Below are 20297 nucleotides of genomic sequence, written 5' to 3'. Positions count from 1 at the left end.
CGCTTTTGGTCGCAAATCTTCGGAATTGCCTTCTCCAACAAACGCTGGTTGCACTTCTTCATGCTGTTCGTACCTGTCACGGGCTTGTGGATGAGTTCCATTGGCATCGTCGGTTTAGCATTAAACCTGCGCGCCTATGACTTCGTATCACAAGAATTGCGCGCTGCTGAAGATCCTGAGTTTGAAACGTTCTACACTAAGAACATTCTGCTTAACGAAGGCATTCGTGCTTGGATGGCTCCTACGGACCAACCCCACGAAAACTTCATCTTCCCTGAAGAAGTTCTGCCTCGCGGTAACGCTCTGTAATCAGCGCGAAATATCAAAATTTCCCACATTTAAAAAGGGTAAGATAAAGCAGTTTAGGCTTTACCCTTAATACTTAAAAAGCTCCTGCCTGGTGGCGGGAGCTTTTTGTTTGCAGGATTCGATCGAATTAGCACCCTAAAAAAAGTTGATTGTGTACAAAAACCAACTCTACCTGCGACTAGAACAACTTGTGTCTTTATATGTGGTGAAGTCTCCTATCTGGCAAGAAATCGATCGGTCTTTCTCCGCCGCCAGAGTTGTCATGCACCTGATAACCGCACAGCCGGGATTCTGAAGAAAATATAAACAAATGGCGGAAACTGCGATCGCCCGATTGCTGTAGAGATCGATCGAAGACCTTGCAGCAGCAGTAATTTGCCCTCATCTTACAAAAATCTCAATTTGCCTCCCCCCACTTCTAATTCCTTGTGTTATTCTAATAATTGTGAATACTAGAATGATACTCAGAACGCAAGTTCTTCTGGTAACGCTGGCAATGGCTAGCGCACAAATCATCACCTTAAATCTTGTATTTAGGTGATGTGCGTTCCAATATTAAGCCATTTAGCTAAACCTGGAGGTGATGCCCATGATAGAAAGTAGTAAACGCATGGGTCATCAGATTGGAAACTACCGGCTGTGCGCCGGGGCCGCTCACTAGCAGTCAGCCGTCGTTTCCAACGGGAAACGACTTCCACGGGGAACCAGGCTGAGCTAGGGATTCTCCCGGCAGTCAGGTTCTAATCTGAAGACCCGCTAGACCGCTCTCACCTCAAATAGTGTTAAATCTTGAGTATTAAAACTTGAGAGTCAACGCTATTGGTGAGAGCGGATAGTTTTTGGTCAGGGTTTCTACACGTTGGCAGTTAATTTGCCATTGCTAATCCCAAAGAAAAAATTTATGGCTGAGCTAATTAACAATACTGAAATTCAAGAGCGTGCCAATCAATTGTCAGGCTGGACGGTTGAAGGTGACAAACTGCGGTGTACCCGTTTATTTAAAAATTTTATCGAAGCGATCGCCTTTGTAAATAAGTTGGTCGCCCCCTCAGAAACCGCAGGACATCACCCCGACATAGAAATCTCCTACAACAAAGTTACAGTTAACTTGACAACCCACGATGCCGGAGGCTTAACTGAGAAAGACTTTGCGCTAGCCCAAGAGATTTCTACGCTAGATTAAAAGAGTGTCCGTTGGCCTAACAAGAGCCACTGCATCTAGCGACAGTCCCCGATCGCGGAAAGCTCGCAAATAAAAAATCGACTAGGGGTTAAAATCGGGTGTGAAAAAGTCGAGAGGCCAAACGTTCAATGTATAAAAGGCTATTCCCCATCATCCGAACATGATCGTATTTGAAAAGCCAGAGTTCAAGAACGAGTCTGCCGCAGAAAAAACCGATCTGATAGAAAAGCTTTTAGATATTGGCGCAGCTTTGTCAAGCGCCCAAGACTTGGGCGAGTTGTTAAACTTAATTTTATCCAAAAGTAGGGAAATTACCTACAGCGATGCTGGTAGCGTTTACTTAGTAGATCACAGTGACGAAACATCTAAGCTGCTGTTCAAGGTAGCCCAAAATGCTTCTAAACCGAGCCTGTCGTTTAAAGAGTTCGCTCTGCCACTGACCGACAAAAGTTTGACAGGATACGTGGCAATTACAGGTCAAAGTTTGAACCTGTCTGATGCCTACGACTTACCCCCGGGCGTACCCTATCGGCTAGATACCAGTTTTGACAGGGATATTAATTACCGCACTTGTTCGGTAATGGTACTGCCGATGCAAAACCGACAGGGCGAGACAATAGGCGTACTGCAACTGATCAACCGCAAAACAAAGGCAGATACGGTGCTGACAGCAGACAATGCCTGGGAATCGACTCAGCAGTATTCCGAGTGGGAAGAAAGGATAGTTCGATCGCTCGCTTCTCAAGCAGCAATCTCGATCGAGCGCAATCAGCTCCAAGATAGCATAGAAAATTTGTTCGAGGGCTTCGTGAAAGCCTCGGTGCAAGTCATAGAAGCCAGAGATCCCTGTACCTACGGTCATTCAGAACGAGTAGCAGCCCTGACAGTACGCCTTTCAGAAGAAGTAAACACCGTCAGCAGCGGACGACTGCGCTCTATTTACTTTAACAGCCGCCAAATTCAAGAAATTCGCTACGCCGCCCTGCTGCACGATTTTGGCAAAATCGGAGTCTCCGAAGCAGTTTTGACCAAACAGAAAAAGCTCTACCCCGCACAGCTAGAAATTATTCGCCACCGCTTTGGGTTAGCTCAGCGGACGATGGAAATGGAATGCGTCCAGTCTAAATATAAATACTTGCTGGAGCATTCAGCCTACCGAAAACACCCCCTCCAGGAGCCAGAGTGCCCTCAATGCCAGGAAATTGAACAGCTAGACACTAAGCTAGCAGAGGCGAAAGCCAGATTAGCAGAATACTGGGAAGTGCTGCTAGAGGCAAACGAGCCTCACATTTTGGCAGCAGAACCCCTTGCTCAACTGCGAGAGATTTCTCGACAAACTTACAGAGATATAGATGGGGCAAAGAAACCCCTGCTGAACCCAGACGAGATCGTGCAATTGATGGTGTCGAGGGGCAACCTGACGCCGGAAGAACGATCTGCAATAGAATTTCACGTAACTCACACTTACGAGTTTCTGAAACAAATTCCTTGGACAAAAGATTTAAAAAATGTTCCAGAAATTGCCTACGGACATCACGAAAAACTCGACGGCACAGGCTATCCGCGAGGCCTAAACAAGTCAGAAATTCCAATTCAAGCGCAATTGATGACGATCGCCGATATTTACGACGCCCTGACAGCAGGCGATCGCCCGTACAAACGAGCTCTGCGAACAGACGTAGCGATGAAAATTTTGTGGCAAGAAGCAGCTCACAACAAAATCAACGCCGATTTGTTAGAATTGTTCGACCATCGCCAAGTCTTTACCGTCCTCGGTCACAGCTTGGAGGTTAAATTCGAATCAGCCTAGACGAGTCGGGCGCGCTGTGCTAAAAAGTAAATAGGCGATCGGGCGCTCTAAAGTGGGATCGGTAAAATCAATCGACAGCCCAAGCCTGGTCTGGTTTTGACGCAGTTGAGAACAGGTGAAAAAACAGGCTCGCTGCAGCCGTCAGTCACATCTATATACTCGGTCAGCCCGAAAGAATCAAAAGAAAAAGTGAATTTTAGGTCTCTTTTTAGAGTATGCTAGTTGAGCAACGACTGACCACATAGAAGACTAGAAAAGTTTCTCTGTAATCGGTGTGAGGATGAGAGTGAATATGTCGAAATTTTTGTGGAGTTACTTACTAATCAGCCCAGCAGTCTTAGGAGCTACCCTAGTAGTTTCTTCGAGCGCGATGGCAGCAGACGCTCAGCAGGCTGCTGATGCGCTCAATCCCGCTGTCGCTAAAGCTGAAACCGCTGAAACCTCCGAAGCGAAACTAAATGCTTTAGCTGCTGTTTCCGAAACAACTGCAGCCTCCGAGCCAGTAGAAGAAATTTCCCAAGTCGCTGGCAACGAAACCAAGGCAGCGATGGCAGATGTGGCCACGGCTGCACCTGAAAGTGCGATCGTCGGAGCCAACACAGCCCCTGCTGAGGCAAATCCCCAAGCGGCATCACAACCTACAAGTGAAGCTTTAGCCGCAGTTGAGACAACAGTCGCTCAACCAGTAGAAAATTCTGCCCCGGCAGCCCAACTAGAAACTCCCGCCCCGGCAGCTACCGCTCTCCCAGAGCAAATCGGTGCAGTTCAATTAGAAACTCCAGCCCCGGCAGTGGCAGAGTCGGCAGAACAAAGTTTGCCAAAACCGGCTGAATCTGTAGCCCAAACTGCCGCACCACAAGAGCAAAACCCAGCCACCACATTAGAACAGCTCAACCAGTACAGCACCGAAGGTGCTGCCGGTGGCGAAACTGAAGGTCAAGTTACCTCAGTATCTCAACTTTCCGACGTGCGGCCCACAGACTGGGCATTCCAAGCACTGCAATCCCTAGTCGAGCGCTACGGCTGTATTGCCGGTTATCCCGACGGCACCTTCCGCGGGAACCGCGCAATGACTCGCTACGAATTCGCAGCCGGTTTAAATGCTTGCTTAGACAAGGTGAGCGAGCTAATTAGAGGCGGCACTGGCAACTTCGCTACGAGAGATGACTTGGCAGCCCTCCAACGGCTCCAAGAAGAATTTGCAGCGGAACTGGCAACCCTGCGCGGTCGCGTCGATGCTCTCGAAGCTCGGACATCCGAACTCGAAGCCAACCAATTCTCCACCACTACTAAGCTGACTGGGGAAGCAATTTTCGCTCTCAGCGATGACTTTGGTGGCAACGTTGGCTTGTTTGGCAGAGACGAAAGAAGATTAGGCAGCGACAACAATGAAGCTGTCTTCCAACAACGGGTGCGCCTGAATTTAAATACTAGCTTCACCGGCAGGGACTTACTGCTGACCAGGCTTCAAGTCGGCAACGGTCGCAACTTCAACCTTGGTGCTACAAGCGAAGGCACTCAAACTTGGAACGTAGTCGGCAGAACCGATAACGTTGTGGCCCTCGACACCTTGCTATACAAGTTCCCCGTCGGTCAGCGACTCAACGTTAGCCTGATAGCCAACGCTGGCGTTTGGGACGACATTATGCCGACTGTCAACCCTTACTTTGAAGACTTTGACGGCGGCAACGGAGCACTGAGCGCCTTTGGACAGCGCAACCCCATCTACCGCTTGGGCGGTGGCGCAGGTATTGGCTTTGACTATGCCTTTGGCGGCAGGGGCTTACTTGGCGGCGTGTTCGGCCCAACTTCTCTGTCATTTGGTTATTTGGCGTCAAATGCAGCCAGTCCGGTTAAGGGTGCTGGGTTGTTGAATGGCGACTACGCGGCGATGGGTCAGTTGACTTTTACTCCTGGACGCAACTTGCAAGTTGCTTTCAACTATAACCACGGTTACTTTAACCGAGGTAACTTCGGCTTTGACAACGGTTTGGGAAATGGAATCGACAATCTCGGCGGTTTCACCGGTACCGGCGTGGCTAATTCTCTCAACGGTTTGAGCGAGGGCTTTGACGGCTTCCGGGCTCGCAAAGTTGTCACCAACTCCTACGGCGCTCAGGCTTCGTTGCGACTGAGCCCGAGATTTATCCTTGGTGGCTGGGCAGGTTTAACCAATGCCCGAATTCTAGGCATCGGCGATGCGAAAATCTGGAACTACGCTGTCACCTTGGCTTTGCCTGATTTAGGGAAAGAAGGCAACTTGCTAGGGCTCGTGGTAGGTCGTGAGCCTTACTTGGATGACCTTGAAGCATCGAGGAGTTTGCGGAACTTCCGCAACGATGACTCGTATCACGTTGAAGGGTTCTACAAGTTTCAGCTCTCGGACAACATTTCTGTTACTCCGGGCGTGATTTGGGTGACAAATCCTAATCAAGATGACCGTAATGATGACATCATCATTGGTACTCTGAGAACTACTTTTACGTTCTAAGAGCGGGTTAGAGGAGGCAGGGAGGTTATACCCTCTCTGCCGGCCACTCTAAAGGCCAAGTTTAGCCCTGCCGAGCGCAGGGCTTTTTTGTTTGCGGGACGAAGGGGGCGCCAAAAATATATTCAAAATTAAAAATTATTAGTGATAGACGCAGAAACCCAGTTTCTTGAGGTAATGCCGTCGTAGAAGCGGAGATAGTCGAAACTAGCAACTGGGTTTCACAGAAGCGCGAGTGCCGATCGTCCCAAGGATGAAGCGATGAAAGTCGATTAAGTTCAGTGGAAAACCGGGGTATAATAAAAGGTAAAGTTAGGAGTTAGAATTAAGAACTCAACATTGAGGAGAATTTTAACATCTGACTTCGGAGTTGATAATTCTGGTATTGGAAGCAATTATGGTAGAACTCTCCTGTAAAAGCGAATACGCAATCTTAGCTTTGCTGGAGCTTGCCGATTGCTACGAAGAAGGCGAGCCTCTGCAAATTCGCCAGATAGCGGCTCAGCAAAATATTCCCGATCGATATTTAGAGCAGTTGCTGGCTACGATGAGACGCTGCGGGCTGATTCGCAGCCAGCGAGGAGCTAAGGGAGGTTATCTTTTGGCGAGGGAACCCTGGAAAATAACACTTCTAGAAATTATCAACTGTCTCGAAGGCTCAGAGTTCGATCGCTCTGAAAAAGACTCGCCTGCTCAAACTGTAGAAAGTGCGGTGATTTGGGAAGTTTGGCAAGAAGCTCGATCGATTGCCAACTCGGTTTTGCAAAAATACACGCTACAGGATCTGTGCGAAAAGCGCAATGGCAGACGGCAGCTCGATATCATGTATTACATCTAGTTAAAATATTGCCAACTAGGAATTAACATTTACTTTCAACCACAAACTGACAAAGATTATGCGTATTGCTGGCGACATTACAGAATTGGTAGGGCGGACGCCCTTGGTGCAACTCAACCGCATTCCCCAAGCTGAAGGCTGCTTGGCTCGGATTGTGGTAAAACTCGAAGGCATGAATCCGGCAGCATCGGTGAAAGACCGCATCGGTGTCAGTATGGTCAATCAAGCAGAGGCCCAAGGGCTGATTACTCCAGGCAAAACGGTTTTAGTGGAACCGACTTCTGGCAATACCGGAATTGCTCTGGCAATGGTGGCGGCGGCTAAGGGCTACCAGTTGATTTTGACAATGCCGGATACGATGAGCACGGAACGCAGATCGATGCTGCGAGCTTACGGCGCCCAACTAGAACTGACTCCCGGAATTGAGGGCATGAGCGGCTGCATCCGCCGCGCTCAAGAGATTGTGGATAAAACTCCCAATGCGTATATGTTGCAGCAGTTTCGGAATCCAGCGAACCCGCAGGTTCACCGTTCGACAACGGCTGAGGAAATTTGGGAAGATACAGACGGCGAGGTGGATTTCCTGATTTCGGGAGTCGGCACGGGCGGTACGATTACGGGTGTCGCAGAGGTGATTAAGTCGCGGAAACCCGAGTTTAAGGCGATCGCCGTTGAGCCGGCCAACAGTCAGGTACTGTCGGGCGGAAAGCCAGGGCCTCACAAAATTCAAGGTATCGGTGCTGGTTTTGTGCCGCCGGTGCTGAATGTGGATTCGATCGACGAAATTATAATTGTTACGGATGACGAGGCGATCGCCTACGGTCGTCGCTTGGCCAGAGAAGAAGGACTTTTGTCCGGTATTTCCAGCGGTGCGGCACTATGTGCGGCGGTCAAAGTCGGCAAGCGTCCCGAAAATGCAGGGAAATTGATTGTAATGATTCAGCCTAGCTTCGGCGAACGCTATCTGAGCACTCCTTTGTTCCAAGATCCAGAACTCAATCTGGCGATGGCCCTCAACTAGGTCAGCCTCCAGCTAAGTTGCAGCAACACGGAGCAGGGCGTACACTGTACGCCCTGCTTGGCTTTTTAGATTCAAGAATGGCGGTAGATTCTAGCTTCCTCGATCGCGAATGATGCCGAATTTGTGAATGTGCTTTTTTTTGAACCGCTTTCGGCGTGTTAGCGAAGCGGGCGCTGAGCGCTCTTGTGGGGACGAAGGAAGACAACAGAAAAGAAGGAGCTAACTGTTGGCAGGAGCAGCGCTATAGAAGTCCTCAATGTGCAACGGCTTGCCACTTCAAAAGCATCAATGTTTTTCTAAAATAGATTTATGATAATTTGAAAACAGACGTTTTTTACTTACACTTTTTGACATTTATATCAAATAAATACCTAATAAATTAGCAAATAATGATATTTTTGTCAAGCACTTTTTTGCCAATAATCCAGATTTCAAGGAAATAAGAGCGTGTCTTCCGTTACCAATCACTACAAAACCCTAAAGATTAGCCCAACCGCAACACAAGCCGAGATTAAACAAGCATACCGCCGTTTAGTCAAATTATTTCATCCAGACAGCCGCAGCGACACAGCGGGTCACGAAGAAATTGTCCGCCTCAATGCAGCCTATGAAATATTAGGAGACGCTCAGCACAGACAATCTTACGATCGCCAACTTTCCCAGCAAAGTGAACAGGAATCACCCAGCGCACCAAACGTCAGCCGCCAGCAAAAACAAACAGCGAGGGAGGCCGATGAACAAATGGAACAGTGGCTGATTAAAGTATACAAACCAGTCAATAGAATGCTCAACAGCATCTTGAAGCCACTTAAAAAAGAAATAGACGAATTGTCCGCAGATCCGTTTGATGACGAACTGATAGAAAAGTTTCAACTTTATATCGAAACCAGTCGCGAGTTTCTCAAAAAAGCTCATAACTTTCTTACATCAATGCCCAATCCATCTAATGTAGCCGGAGTTGCGGCCCATCTCTACTACTGTATCAATCAAGTCGGAGACGGAATAGAAGAATTGCAGCTATTTACCCTCAATTATGACGATCGCCACTTGCACACTGGTCAAGAACTGTTTAGAATTGCCGCTAGACTGCGGCGGGAAGCGCAGGATGAATTAAAAATTAAAAGTTAAAAAAGCAGATTGTTCCCTCTTCCCTCTTCCCTCTTCCTTCTTCATGACATCCGTTACATCTTGTACAGTGCTCGTTGCCGAACGTCCTTCTTCATTCTTTCAAATTCCAAAAAGGACTTGAATTCGCTTGCGAATTTTTATAAAAGGAGTTTGTTCCAGAGAGTCGCCATCTAACAATCCCAAATCTCTCAAAGCTTGCTGGCGTTGCGACAATTTTTGAGCAATCTGATCGGCTAAATTGGGTTGTTCTCTTAAAAGTTTTTGTAAATCGTGACGTTCCACCACAAACAAAATTGCATCTTCGCTAGTTTTAACAGTTGCCGTTCTCGGAGTACCCAACAGCAAAGATATTTCCCCAAAAAACTCGCCCTCGTGAAGGGTAGCAATATACTGACCGGCTTTTTGAGAAAGAACTTCTACAGTACCTGAAAGAATAATATAAAAAGAATCGCCAGGGTCATTTTCCTTACATACCACCTGTCCCGCTGGAAACAGTTGTCGGTAGCCGTATTCAATTAACTGCCGCAGTTCTAAATCCGTACACTGTTCAAAATAAGTTACTCGCCTCAACAAATCTCGCAGCGTCCAATTATTAAGGGATTTAGGCGCTGGATTTTTATGTTCAGAAACGGGCGGATTAGATTTGATGTCGGCTGAAGGTTTAGCATTCTGCGGAAAAAGTTTGCCGTTGGAATTATCGTCTTTGTTAGGGTAAAAAAGTTTAGTTAACTCTTGCGGGTTTCGCAGCCACAAATCCCGCTGGGGAAATGGAATTTCGATATTTCGGTGGCGCAATTCGTAATCTATTAAAAAATTTACCGCACTTTTAATCGCATCGCTTTCCTGTGGCTGGTCAATCCAAACTAAAAGTTCAAAATTTAAAGCGTTATCTCCAAAACCGTGAAACCATACTTTAGGAGAAGGATGGGACAAGACATTCGATTCCATCCGCGCCGCAATTAACAGCGCTTCCGTAACTATTACTGGGTCAGAGCCGTAAGCAACACCGACGGGGATGCGGAGGCGACATCTGGGGTCTCTGTAACTCCAGTTAATAATGTTAGTTTCGACAAACTTAATATTTGGTATGATTACAAATAGACCGTCAATTGTTTTAATAATTGTAGAGCGAATCGAAATTGTTTCTACTGTTCCTAATAACTTGTCGATTTCAATAAAGTCTCCGACTCTAATTTGGTGTTCGAATAGCAGGGTGAGTCCGCTGATAAAGTTACTGGCGAGATTTTGCAAGCCGAAGCCGAAACCAATGCCGACCACCCCAGCTAAGACGGTGAGAGAAGTAAGGTTGATGCCGGAAGCTTGCAGGACGAATATACAGCCAATAGTGGCTAAAATATAGCTAATGATCGTAGAAATTGCTTCTCGACTGCCGCGATCCAATCTCATCCGAACTAGCACGCTGCGCTTGATTCCTTCACTGATAATCTTAGCTATAATCAAGGCAAATATAGCTAAGATTATCAGTTTGACGATCGCACTGATGGACAGATGAGTGTCCCCGATATAGAATAGCGGGGTTGTCATCGCACCCGATAAATGGTCAAAAAAGCGATCGGCTCGTGCAGTAATCGAATTCATTAATATTGGGTAATGGGTAATTGGTGATTAGTTTTGAGCGCAACTGAACTGCCAACGGCTAACTATTGCAGAGCTTAGGGGAAAAACTCGAACTGTGGAGTGTCCTGTGTGGCAAAAAAGTCGATTCCCTTGGGAATAGCTCAGCTTCACCCACTCTCGGAAAGACTCGTAACTGATGGGTTAGCAACTGATGGCGAGAAACTGTTTTGTAGCGGTATTTTCTGCCGGATATCTTTGTGGTGGCCTAAAAAGGGCCCGGCGCGATCGAGCAACTTGTGGCCAATATTTGGAAAATTGGTAGAAATTCATTTACAGCACCCTCCAATAATCGAAAAATTCCCGCAAAAATTAGTTTATCCTTAAGAAGTAAGTCCTTTACAGAACTTAACAAGCTTACCCTACTTGACTTTTATGCAGTGCATCATCAATCGTCGGGCACAGTTTTCGGCGAGTCACCGGTACTGGCTGCCGGAGTTAAGCGAAGCCGAGAACTTTGAGCGGTTTGGTCCAACTGCCCGCGCACCGGGACACGGACACAATTACGTCCTTTACGTTTCCATGATAGGCGAACTCGACGAGTACGGCATGGTGCTCAACCTGTCTGATGTCAAGCACGTCATCAAGCGGGAAGTTATCAAGGATCTCGATTTTTCCTACCTTAACGAAGCGTGGCCGGAATTTGAGCAGACTCTGCCAACTACCGAAAACATAGCACGGCAAATTTGGTTGCGGCTAGCTCCTCATTTGCCTGTGAGTAAAATTCAATTGTTTGAACATCCCGAACTTTGGGCTGAATATTTAGGAAACGGAATGGAAGCTTATCTAACTTTGTCCACTCATTTTAGCGCCGCCCATCGGTTGGCTCGTCCCGATTTGAGCTTTGAAGAAAACTCGGAAATTTACGGCAAATGTGCTCGTCCCAACGGTCACGGTCACAATTATCATTTAGAGGTGACTGTTAAAGGGGAAATTGATGCGCGGACTGGGATGATTGCTGATTTGGGAGCTTTGCAAAAAGCGGTTGACGATTATGTTGTTGAACCTTTCGATCACACTTTTTTAAATAAGGATATTGCTTATTTTGAGAACGTTGTGCCGACTGCGGAGAATATTGCTGTTCGGATCGGGCAATTATTGCGATCGCCCGTTCGGGAATTGGGCGCAGAGTTGCACAAGATTAAGCTGATTGAAAGTCCGAATAATAGCTGTGAAATTTTCGGCGCTGATTTAGAAGAAGTGGCGGTTGAACATCAGCAGGAAGCGATTTTAGCTAGGGTTTAGAGTTAAAAACCGGTCGGTTGGGGCGGGTTCACCCGGATAGTTGGCTAATTGTGCAGATTGGTGAAGCCACCCCTACCAGCCTAATGATGATTCCGAGAGTTATCCAACCCCATGAGGCGCGAGAATATATTCTTCGATCAAAGTTCGACAGCCACAATTACTGGCAGTTTTCCTGAAAAGTCAGACTCCGCGCGTATTTTGGAGATAGTAAGTCAGCATTCCTCATGTCAGCTATTCTAACTGCTGAGACGATGAGGTCGATCGCCCGATCGCTGACAACCAAGCACTAATTTCTCCTAAATGAGTTGACGTTTATGCGCGTCTCTAATCTAGCTCTCTTGACTCTGGCTGCCCTCGCATCCCACAATTTAACTGCTAATACTAGCGCCAATCCTGCTGCACATCCTATTTCTCCTGAGACACCGCAGGCTAGCAACTTTGTTGATGCGGTAAATAATACTGAATCGCGTCCGGCTGAGTCAATTAGTGAGCCTGAGACGATCGCCCACGAACAATTTTTCCCAAATACTACCCTATCCCGTCGGGCTGAGTCAATTAGCGAGCCTGAGACGATCGCTCACGAACAATTTTTCCCAAATACTACCGCATCCCGTCGGGCTGAGTCAATTAGCGAGCCTGAGACGATCGCCTACGAACAATTTTCCCCGCGAATTGCTGTAAAATCGCCGACAGGTTTGCTAGTAGCGGCCGCTCAACCCGATGTATCTACTGCAAAAACCAAGGCGAATACTCCTGCTGCATCCGGCGATGAACTAACAAAATCTTTACAAGAAACCTGGCTGGCTAAATTAATCGAAACCGGGGTTGAAACCAATCCTCAAGTTCGCGAGGTTTTCGCTTTTATCTCCCCGTCTAGTGGCAGTTCTGAATCTGGATATGGTTTTAATAGTACCATAACTCTGCTCAATATTTTACTAATTCTTGGTACCGTATTTCCACCAGTGACAATTGCCTTTTTTTGGATGATGCGACGGCTGATCGTCAAACACTTGGTTGCTGATGCCAATAAACGATTGCAAGGCATTGGTGTATTGGAATCAGAACTCATAAATTCTAGCCAACTCACTCAAAAGTTGAGGGATGAATTAGAAGCGCAAATGAGTGCTGCTCAACAATCTATTGATTTTTTAACTAGAGAAACTGAACTTTCCAAATCTTCCGTCGAGCAAATTGAGACTCTCAAATCGCAATTTATCATGCACCTACAAGTTTTGCGGACAGAAGTTGACGAGAAAAAATCTCAAATTGTTCAAGAAATTTCCCAAGTTCCCGCAGTTGTTGCCAAAGAAGCTCTCAAAGTCGCATCTCAACCGCCCTTAAACAATTCCCAAAATTCGCAAACGGTACCTGCTAGCAACGAAAATTTGATTGCTGACGATTATATCAAGCAAGCTGAAGGGCTTTATTTTGAAGGCAATTATGATGAAGCATTAGTGTGTTTGGAAAAAGCTGTTTTAGCGAATAAATTTTTGAATGAGGCTTGGTATTGGCGCGGAAATGTGTTAGCAAGATTGCAGCGCATGGAAGAAGCACTCGCCTGTTACGACCAAGCAATATTAATTAAACCGGATAATTACGAAGCATGGTATAATAAAGCGATTTTGCTGGCAAAATTGCAGAAGTACGAAGAGGCGATCGCCTGTTACGAGCGAGCTAGTTTGAGCGAATCCCGAAAATACGGTTGTTGGCACAGTATAGCGGCTTTGTTGGGTCAATTGCAGCATTACGAAGAAGCGATCGCCAGTTACGATCGCGCCCTCGCTATCAAAGCAACGGACAGCGAAATTTGGCACAACCGAGGTGCGATGCTGGCCAAAGTACAGCAGTACGCAGCAGCAGTTGATTCTTACGATCGCGCTCTTGAACTCAATTCCAAGAGATATGAAACTTGGTACAATCGAGGCAATATGCTGTGGAGACTGCTGCGCTACAGCGATGCTATTGATTCTTACGATCGGGCGATCGCCATCCGGCCTGATAAATACGAAGTTTGGTACAATAGAGCCGCTGTGTTCGGAAAAATGCAGCGATATCAAGAATCGATCGAATCCTACGACAAAGCAATAGCCCTTAAACCGCAGGATTTTGAAGTGTGGCACAACCGAGGCGCAGCTTTCGACAAACTGTCGCAGCACGAAGCAGCAATTGCCTCTTACGAATCAGCAATTACCCTTAATTCCGAGTGTTACGAAGCTTGGTTTGGTAAAGGCGAATCTTTGGCCAAATTGCAGCGCCATGAAGAAGCGATCGCAGCATATGAGAAAGTGATTGCTATTAAGCCAGACTCCTACGATGCTTGGCGTCATCTGGGGATAGTCTTGTCTGAATTAAAGCGCTATGAGGAAGCAATGGCAGCTTACGATCGAGCTATTGCCATCAAACCAGAAAATGCCGAAGCTTGGCGCGATCGAGGCGCAATTGTATCAGAATTAAAACAGGACACAGACAAAATTGAATCCGGGGAAAAAGAGACTGAAGCTAAGCCAAATGCCGGGGAATCGTCTGATATTTCAAAGGTCTCTGATAGCACGGTCGATCGACCTACTTCAACAGCTTCGATGTAAGCATTGATTATTACATAGCACTTTTGAGTAAAATGAGGTACGCCTGGGAGTCGGAATGCGATCGGGGCGTACCTCACTTATTTGAGAATCGGTATCTCTCACAGAAGCTTTGCTTTTCAGCTTGTTCATTACCTTTTCTTCTTGTCCTTGCTACTACTCTTAGCCACGAGGTTAATTTCTCGTCGTACCCACTGCCACACAAAAGCTTTATGTTCGAGCGTAAGGCTAGATTTCTCCAGCTCCCCTTGTATCATATTTTCATCTACTGGCTTAAAACGAGACAAGAAGGTGAATTGAAAAGAATCAAGGGGAGCCAACTGCTTCAGTCCAAAGTTTTCAAGAATTTTTTCAGCCTTAATATTTTTGTGGTTTCCTGAATATTCTAACTTTATCTCAAGAGATACTGCAACAATGATAAAAGCCCCAAAAAGAGCATTAGGTGATAGTTGTAGTTGTTCTCTCTTATGAAAATCTTTTGAATAACGCCTCTCAAATTTATGGAAAATATCAAATCTAGCATCAAGTTGCAAAGGGGTAATTACCGATCCTGAATAGGAAGCAAAAATTTGACCCAGGTCACTCAAATCAGAACAAAGTAACCTGTGCGGCTCTTGCGAATTTTCTGGTAAATTTTTTGAAATATAAAAGGTATTATACCATAATAATTCGACAACAGGTGATCTAACTACATTGGGAAATATAGTATATGAACTATTTTCAAATAGATTGTTAATTCCATGCCAATCCACAAGTTCAGAAATAGAAACTTTTCTACTCTTAATACAATCTATACAGATTAAATAGTATTTTGAAGATAATGTTTTTATACGATTGAGACAACTTTCAAAAATAAATTCAGAAATACCACGCCAAAATTCTATATATTCTTGTGTTGTTCGTTGTGTTGATAAATTGTTAAAAACAAGCGCTATATCAGAATGCACCCCTATTTCATAGGCTATAAAAGATTTATTATTATCTAAATCATTAATAATGTCAATAATTAACTTTTTCCAAGTCTCGGCAATGGTTGTTCGATTTTCAAGCGCCGAATTTAAAAGCTCAGATAATAATTCCCTCGCTGGATGAGCGACATCAAAATCAATTAATTTCGCGCTTGATAATTGTTTATTCTCTATCTGTTCAATTCCCCATTCTATGCAAAATTCAAGGCACGCCTTAGTAATATCTCGCCTCACGCTCGGACTAGGAACCATGAATTCTAAACATCTAGCCGCAAAAGATATTAAATTCCATTTCTCACTTCCTTGCGTCTTATGCGATTTTTGTATTAGCGTAGATAATAATTCATCTCCAGCTCCCTCGGTTTCCTTATCTTGAATTCGGAAAGCTAGCTGTGCAACTACATCCCACTCTCTTTTACAGATTTTAGGCAGTAATGTTTCCTGTAAATTCTCCGGATTACGGCTTATTCGCACGAGGTGCCTAGCAGTGAAGTATTCTAGGAATGTTCGGTGAGTGAACTGATATAGTCTTTCACCTCCCTTCATTGTTCCAGTATCGGTAAAGACCCAAGCCCGTCCCCGGCAGAATTGAATGAAGTCGCATCCAGCTTTTTCAGCTTCATCACGATCTTCAAATTGTCGTTGGCAAAGGTAATCTGTGGCTTTAGCTATAAGCTGCCCTTCTGTCACACCTCCTTGTAAAGTCTCATTTGTATATATCCAGTGAGCCAAGTACATCATTGCAAAGATGATACGTGATTGAAAAGGAAGATAAACCTCTATTCCCCTACCTCTATCCCAACGCTCGAAAAGCATGACAGCACATTTTTCATAAACATCTGGTCGATTTCTAGGAATATAACCTTCTCCTCGGTAAATATTGCAAAGTAATGCCAACATGAGCGGGTTAGAGCTGAGATCCGGTACAACATTACTTTCTTGTATAAAGGCTTTAACTTTATCGTGCCGTTCTTTTTCTAGTTCCGATCCTGTGGCCAAAAACCATTTATCTACATAATCTTTCACTTGATCATCGTCAAAGGAGCCTAGACGAAATATTTCAAATTTTTCTTCATCAAGTGGTGCTTCCTTGTACCCCACTTCTCTTGAAGTAACTAAAACAGGAACTGAAGGGTAAAGTGAACAAAAAGATTCCACATCACCACTAATTTCCTGCCGATAGCTTGTATCAAGCAACTCATCCAAACCATCAAAAATAACTACAACACGACCGTTGAGCAAGAGATATTCAAATGTACCCAGCGGTGGTGATTCAAGTTGATATTTGGAAACTGCTGTTGTTTGAATAAATTGAAGAATTGAGCAGCTATACTCCTTTTTGGCAGATCCATAGTCTCGAAGAACTACATGAATAGGAGTAACTTGTCTTCCTGCTAGAAGCTTTTCTGAATAGCGAGTCGCTAGGTCATTGGAAAGCTTGTCACTAAAAGTCGACTTTCCACCACCGGGATTTCCTAATAGCACAGCTCGATATATAACAGAACAAAAATCATCAATTTTCCCAATTTCTGTTTGTTCGTCCTTGGGGCTAGATATCCTTATAAAGCTAGGGGAGACATAAAGCCTATCAATAGGCAGCTTCCTAGCTGTATCAAAATTAGGAGGAGTAATGTATCCATGCCGACTAGAAATTTGCTGACGATATTTTTTTTCAAATTCAAGAATTGCTTGAATGTCTAGCCGCTGTTGTCCTGTGAGAAAAGTAAGATTCCTCTGTATAGCCGCAAGTTCATCACGAAGCATCTGATATCGGACGACAGATTTTGCTTCATGGGCTGCAAGTACACCTCTGTTGATAGCAACTTCTAAAGCCTTTTCACAGCCTGTTAGTATTGCATCGAAAATTTCAGTGGCAATCTTCTCATGAGTCTGCTGCTCACTGTCTAGGTTTAGGGCGAACAAGGTAATAAATTCTTGACGAATCGACTTTGATTGACTACTTTGTTCAGGAACCAGCTTGCTTGCATATATCTGCCTGACAATAGCCTCCACCTCAGGAGAAGCCAGAAACATCCGTAATTTTTGGGTTTGAATCTTATCATTATACTCAGTAGATCTAGCCACTGCTGCCACAGCCTTCTGAAGTATGGGAGCTAGAGTCGTATCCAAATACGGTTTCAAAGGCTCTTCACCCTCTAGCGCTTTACAGCTATACAAGAGAGTCTCCGTCAGAACATTAGCGAGTATGCTTAGAAGAATGTTTCCAATAGCCGATCCCACAAAAGCTTCCATACAGTTTCAGCAAAGCAAAAAGATTTTATCTATCTTAGCCTTTATCTCCTTGTTATGCTGTGATTAAATGTAGAATTTTATCGGCTGCACCTTTCGTGAAGATCCCGATCGCACTTCTTGTCGCCATCCTACGATTCCATCAACGATCGCACCCACTGAAAATCACTCTCGCTCAACGGCGGAACAGGCTGCACTGAATAATTTAGCGCCAAATCTAGAGTCGCCTCCAAATAAACTTGTCTCAAAATCTCAGATAAATTCACAACAGGTTCTTCGTCTCCTGACATATCTTTAACTTTATCGTCTTGAAAAAGCTTCAAAAGAAAAACAACGCGCCGATCGCCTAGCAGCAAAATTGTGCGAAATGGGGATTAATCCTGATGAGGTGTGATTGTTTTTAGATTGTTAAATGCGGTACGATCGCACTTTTTAAACAACAGAAATATCAGAAGCCCCAAAAGGGCGATCGCTCCCCTCATCTATCTCTCAATATTAAGATTTCCTTAGTTGCTGCCGTGGCGCACAGAAATCGGTGATACAATCAACAGCTTAGCTAGGGGTGCCCGAATATCCGGGCTGAGAAAACACCCTTAGAACCTGAGTCTGGGTAATACCAGCGGAGGGAAGCTGTTTATCAAGGAAATTAAATATGCGTACCGAATGGATCGCGAAGCGTCAAGGGCAAAGCAATGTATCTCAAATGCACTACGCCCGCCAAGGTGTAATTACTGAGGAAATGCACTTTGTTGCTAAGCGAGAAAATCTCCCGCCAGAACTGATCCGCGCCGAAGTAGCGCGGGGACGGATGATTATTCCCGCTAATATCAATCACACGAATTTGGAACCGATGGCGATCGGCATTGCATCTAAATGCAAAGTCAATGCTAATATCGGTGCATCTCCAAACTCTTCCAATATGGAAGAAGAAGTTGACAAGCTTAAACTAGCAGTTAAATACGGCGCTGATACCGTGATGGACTTGTCCACCGGCGGCGGCAATTTGGATGAAATTCGCACTACGATTATCAAAGCTTCACCGGTGCCGATCGGTACTGTACCCATTTACCAAGCTTTAGAAAGCGTTCACGGTAATATGGAAAGTCTGACGGCGAATGACTTTCTTCACATCATTGACAAACACGCTCAACAAGGTGTTGATTACCAAACTATTCACGCCGGAATTCTCATCGAACATTTGCCGCTGGTGAGGAACAGAATTACTGGCATTGTCTCTCGCGGCGGCGGTATTTTGGCGCGGTGGATGCTGCATCACCACAAACAAAATCCCCTCTACACTCACTTTAACGACATCATTGAAATCTTCAAAAAATACGATGTTTCGTTTAGTTTGGGAGATTCTCTGCGCCCCGGTTGCACTCACGATGCTTCCGACGAAGCTCAATTAGCTGAACTCAAAACTTTGGGACAATTAACTCGCAAAGCTTGGGAACATGACGTGCAGGTAATGGTGGAAGGCCCCGGCCACGTTCCGATGGATCAAATTGAGTTTAATGTCAAAAAACAAATGGAGGAATGTTCGGAAGCACCCTTCTATGTTTTGGGGCCGTTGGTGACAGATATTGCGCCTGGGTACGACCACATTACCTCAGCAATTGGGGCGGCGATGGCTGGTTGGTACGGTACTGCAATGCTGTGTTACGTGACGCCGAAGGAACACTTAGGATTGCCGAATGCTGAGGATGTCCGAAACGGGCTGATTGCTTACAAAATCGCGGCTCACGCTGCAGATATTGCACGGGGCCGTCCGGGTGCGCGCGATCGCGATGATGAACTCTCGAAAGCGCGTTACAATTTCGATTGGAACCGTCAATTTGAGCTGTCATTAGATCCAGAACGGGCAAAGGAATATCACGACGAAACCTTGCCGGCCGATATCTACAAAACTGCTGAATTCTGTTCAATGTGCGGGCCTAAGTTCTGTCCGATGCAGACTAAGGTTGATGCCGATGCTTTGACTGAATTAGAGAAGTTTTTAGCTAAGGAACCTGTAGCGCAAAGCTAATTGGATTAATTCGTAGGGTGGGCATTGCCCACCTTACTTAATCGTAAAGCTATTTCGTTTCTTGTGAGGCGGGCATCCTGCTCGCCCAAAACTATGGTGCTGATGGCGCACCTTACTTAAGGTTATATTAAAAGGAGTTTCCGAAAAGGAGAATTCCGATGTTCCCTTGCAGCTACTTTTTTGTTACCAAGGAATTCAGACTTAGAGCTAGATGGGGATGAGGCAAAAAACTAGCTATTTCCCCTTTAATTAATAGCTTGCCGTCTGCGTCATGCCCAAAGTCTTTATTTCGCCTTTTCAATATAAAACTCTTCATCAACTCAATTTTGTTTAAACTGCACTCGCCTCGCCAACCCAGTTTCCAAGAAGGAAGAGAAGTGCCACCACGATAGTAAATTAGTCGCCTACCCTTTACTGGTAAACTAACTGAGCGTCGAGATTGATTTCGCTGCTTAAGAAATATTCCGTTTCCAGATTCAAGGAACAGCGGTGGATTCAAACGCTAATCTCATACCGCTTATTGCTGAGAATAAGTCAATAGAACGGATTTTGTTCATAGCCATTAAGCAGGCTGTAAAAACTCATATTTTGTACTATTTTTCAAGGGAGGCAGAGCCTCTAGATAATGGAGGCAGAGCCTCTAGATATTCATTACCAGGCAGAGCCTGGTAACGATAAATTTTGACTTCGTAGGGCGAGTTAACGCAGCGCCAACCTCATGCACCATTGGAGCTAAGTAGGGCTTGCTGAATAATTGATCGCTTTTTGGCGATCGGGAGTGATCGATTATTCAACCAGAGTTAAAGATGAGTTT

General features: G+C 45.4%; 15 protein-coding genes, 1 pseudogene and 1 riboswitch. Of the genes and pseudogenes, 12 read left to right on the top strand and 4 right to left on the bottom strand.

Translation table 11 applies throughout. From position 1 onward, the window contains the following. The 8 genes and pseudogenes from QUA45_RS22500 to QUA45_RS22465 form a co-directional block, all read left to right on the top strand. A pseudogene (locus QUA45_RS22500) lies at window positions 1–309 on the top strand (photosystem II D2 protein (photosystem q(a) protein)); the annotation flags it as partial. A 151-nt stretch (window positions 310–460) separates the two neighbouring features. Further along, window positions 461–604, top strand: a complete 144-nt coding sequence (locus tag QUA45_RS22495) for a hypothetical protein (protein ID WP_333222163.1) — start codon at window positions 461–463, stop codon at window positions 602–604. A 606-nt stretch (window positions 605–1210) separates the two neighbouring features. Further along, window positions 1211–1492 (top strand): 4a-hydroxytetrahydrobiopterin dehydratase, encoded by a 282-nt coding sequence (locus QUA45_RS22490; RefSeq protein ID WP_333100870.1) that lies wholly within the window; start codon window positions 1211–1213, stop codon window positions 1490–1492. Between the two features lie 160 nt (window positions 1493–1652). Further along, window positions 1653–3302 (top strand): HD domain-containing phosphohydrolase, encoded by a 1650-nt coding sequence (locus QUA45_RS22485; RefSeq protein WP_333222162.1) that lies wholly within the window; start codon window positions 1653–1655, stop codon window positions 3300–3302. A gap of 292 nt (window positions 3303–3594) precedes the next feature. Continuing rightward, window positions 3595–5793, top strand: coding sequence for an iron uptake porin (locus QUA45_RS22480; RefSeq protein ID WP_333100872.1), 2199 nt, complete (start codon window positions 3595–3597; stop codon window positions 5791–5793). A gap of 394 nt (window positions 5794–6187) precedes the next feature. Then, entirely contained in the window at window positions 6188–6628 is a 441-nt protein-coding gene (locus QUA45_RS22475; protein ID WP_333067256.1) for an Rrf2 family transcriptional regulator, read from the top strand. 58 nt (window positions 6629–6686) lie between these two features. Further along, a complete protein-coding gene (gene cysK / locus QUA45_RS22470; RefSeq protein WP_333100873.1) occupies window positions 6687–7649 on the top strand; it encodes a cysteine synthase A in 963 nt (320 codons plus the stop codon). Between the two features lie 447 nt (window positions 7650–8096). Beyond that, entirely contained in the window at window positions 8097–8777 is a 681-nt protein-coding gene (locus QUA45_RS22465) for a J domain-containing protein (protein WP_333100875.1), read from the top strand. Window positions 8778–8876: 99 nt separating this feature from the next. Here the strand turns inward: QUA45_RS22465 and QUA45_RS22460 are convergent, their stop codons facing one another. Next, window positions 8877–10376 carry a cyclic nucleotide-binding domain-containing protein gene (locus QUA45_RS22460; RefSeq protein WP_333222161.1) on the bottom strand — a complete coding sequence of 500 codons (1500 nt, stop codon included), beginning with the start codon at window positions 10374–10376 and terminating at the stop codon, window positions 8877–8879. Window positions 10377–10484: 108 nt separating this feature from the next. Between QUA45_RS22460 and QUA45_RS22455 the strand changes: the two genes are divergently transcribed. Together QUA45_RS22455 and QUA45_RS22450 are read left to right on the top strand one after the other, a co-directional pair. Beyond that, on the top strand, window positions 10485–10739 hold the full coding sequence (locus tag QUA45_RS22455) for a hypothetical protein (protein ID WP_333100878.1): 255 nt from the start codon (window positions 10485–10487) through the stop codon (window positions 10737–10739). Between the two features lie 48 nt (window positions 10740–10787). Continuing rightward, window positions 10788–11657, top strand: coding sequence for a 6-carboxytetrahydropterin synthase (locus QUA45_RS22450; RefSeq protein WP_333100879.1), 870 nt, complete (start codon window positions 10788–10790; stop codon window positions 11655–11657). A 157-nt stretch (window positions 11658–11814) separates the two neighbouring features. On the opposite strand, the gene QUA45_RS22445 is transcribed toward QUA45_RS22450, so the two are convergent. After that, entirely contained in the window at window positions 11815–11940 is a 126-nt protein-coding gene (locus QUA45_RS22445) for a hypothetical protein (RefSeq protein WP_333067264.1), read from the bottom strand. A 31-nt stretch (window positions 11941–11971) separates the two neighbouring features. Between QUA45_RS22445 and QUA45_RS22440 the strand changes: the two genes are divergently transcribed. Continuing rightward, complete coding sequence (locus QUA45_RS22440; protein ID WP_333222160.1) at window positions 11972–14242, top strand: tetratricopeptide repeat protein; 2271 nt, start codon at window positions 11972–11974, stop codon at window positions 14240–14242. A gap of 128 nt (window positions 14243–14370) precedes the next feature. On the opposite strand, the gene QUA45_RS22435 is transcribed toward QUA45_RS22440, so the two are convergent. Both QUA45_RS22435 and QUA45_RS22430 read right to left on the bottom strand, forming a co-directional pair. Next, window positions 14371–17460, bottom strand: coding sequence for an NACHT domain-containing protein (locus QUA45_RS22435; RefSeq protein WP_333222159.1), 3090 nt, complete (start codon window positions 17458–17460; stop codon window positions 14371–14373). A gap of 128 nt (window positions 17461–17588) precedes the next feature. Continuing rightward, entirely contained in the window at window positions 17589–17780 is a 192-nt protein-coding gene (locus QUA45_RS22430; protein WP_333222158.1) for a DUF4058 family protein, read from the bottom strand. A 225-nt stretch (window positions 17781–18005) separates the two neighbouring features. After that, window positions 18006–18102, top strand: a riboswitch (TPP riboswitch). 7 nt (window positions 18103–18109) lie between these two features. On the opposite strand from QUA45_RS22430, the gene thiC reads away from it, so the two are divergent. Further along, entirely contained in the window at window positions 18110–19483 is a 1374-nt protein-coding gene (gene thiC, locus QUA45_RS22425) for a phosphomethylpyrimidine synthase ThiC (protein WP_333222157.1), read from the top strand. Window positions 19484–20297 lie beyond the last annotated feature (814 nt).

Source organism: Microcoleus sp. Pol12A5, from assembly GCF_036701435.1.
Taxonomy (GTDB): Bacteria; Cyanobacteriota; Cyanobacteriia; order Cyanobacteriales; family Microcoleaceae; genus Microcoleus.
This window is presented reverse-complemented; position numbering and strand designations above follow the sequence as displayed.

Coding starts and splice junctions, on each gene's coding strand:
- QUA45_RS22460 (WP_333222161.1), bottom strand. CDS start 10,376: ATGAATTCGATTACTGCACGAGCCGATCGCTTTTTTGACCATTTATCG.
- QUA45_RS22435 (WP_333222159.1), bottom strand. CDS start 17,460: ATGGAAGCTTTTGTGGGATCGGCTATTGGAAACATTCTTCTAAGCATA.
- QUA45_RS22485 (WP_333222162.1), top strand. CDS start 1,653: ATGATCGTATTTGAAAAGCCAGAGTTCAAGAACGAGTCTGCCGCAGAA.
- cysK (WP_333100873.1), top strand. CDS start 6,687: ATGCGTATTGCTGGCGACATTACAGAATTGGTAGGGCGGACGCCCTTG.
- thiC (WP_333222157.1), top strand. CDS start 18,110: ATGCGTACCGAATGGATCGCGAAGCGTCAAGGGCAAAGCAATGTATCT.
- QUA45_RS22475 (WP_333067256.1), top strand. CDS start 6,188: ATGGTAGAACTCTCCTGTAAAAGCGAATACGCAATCTTAGCTTTGCTG.
- QUA45_RS22450 (WP_333100879.1), top strand. CDS start 10,788: ATGCAGTGCATCATCAATCGTCGGGCACAGTTTTCGGCGAGTCACCGG.
- QUA45_RS22440 (WP_333222160.1), top strand. CDS start 11,972: ATGCGCGTCTCTAATCTAGCTCTCTTGACTCTGGCTGCCCTCGCATCC.
- QUA45_RS22490 (WP_333100870.1), top strand. CDS start 1,211: ATGGCTGAGCTAATTAACAATACTGAAATTCAAGAGCGTGCCAATCAA.
- QUA45_RS22480 (WP_333100872.1), top strand. CDS start 3,595: ATGTCGAAATTTTTGTGGAGTTACTTACTAATCAGCCCAGCAGTCTTA.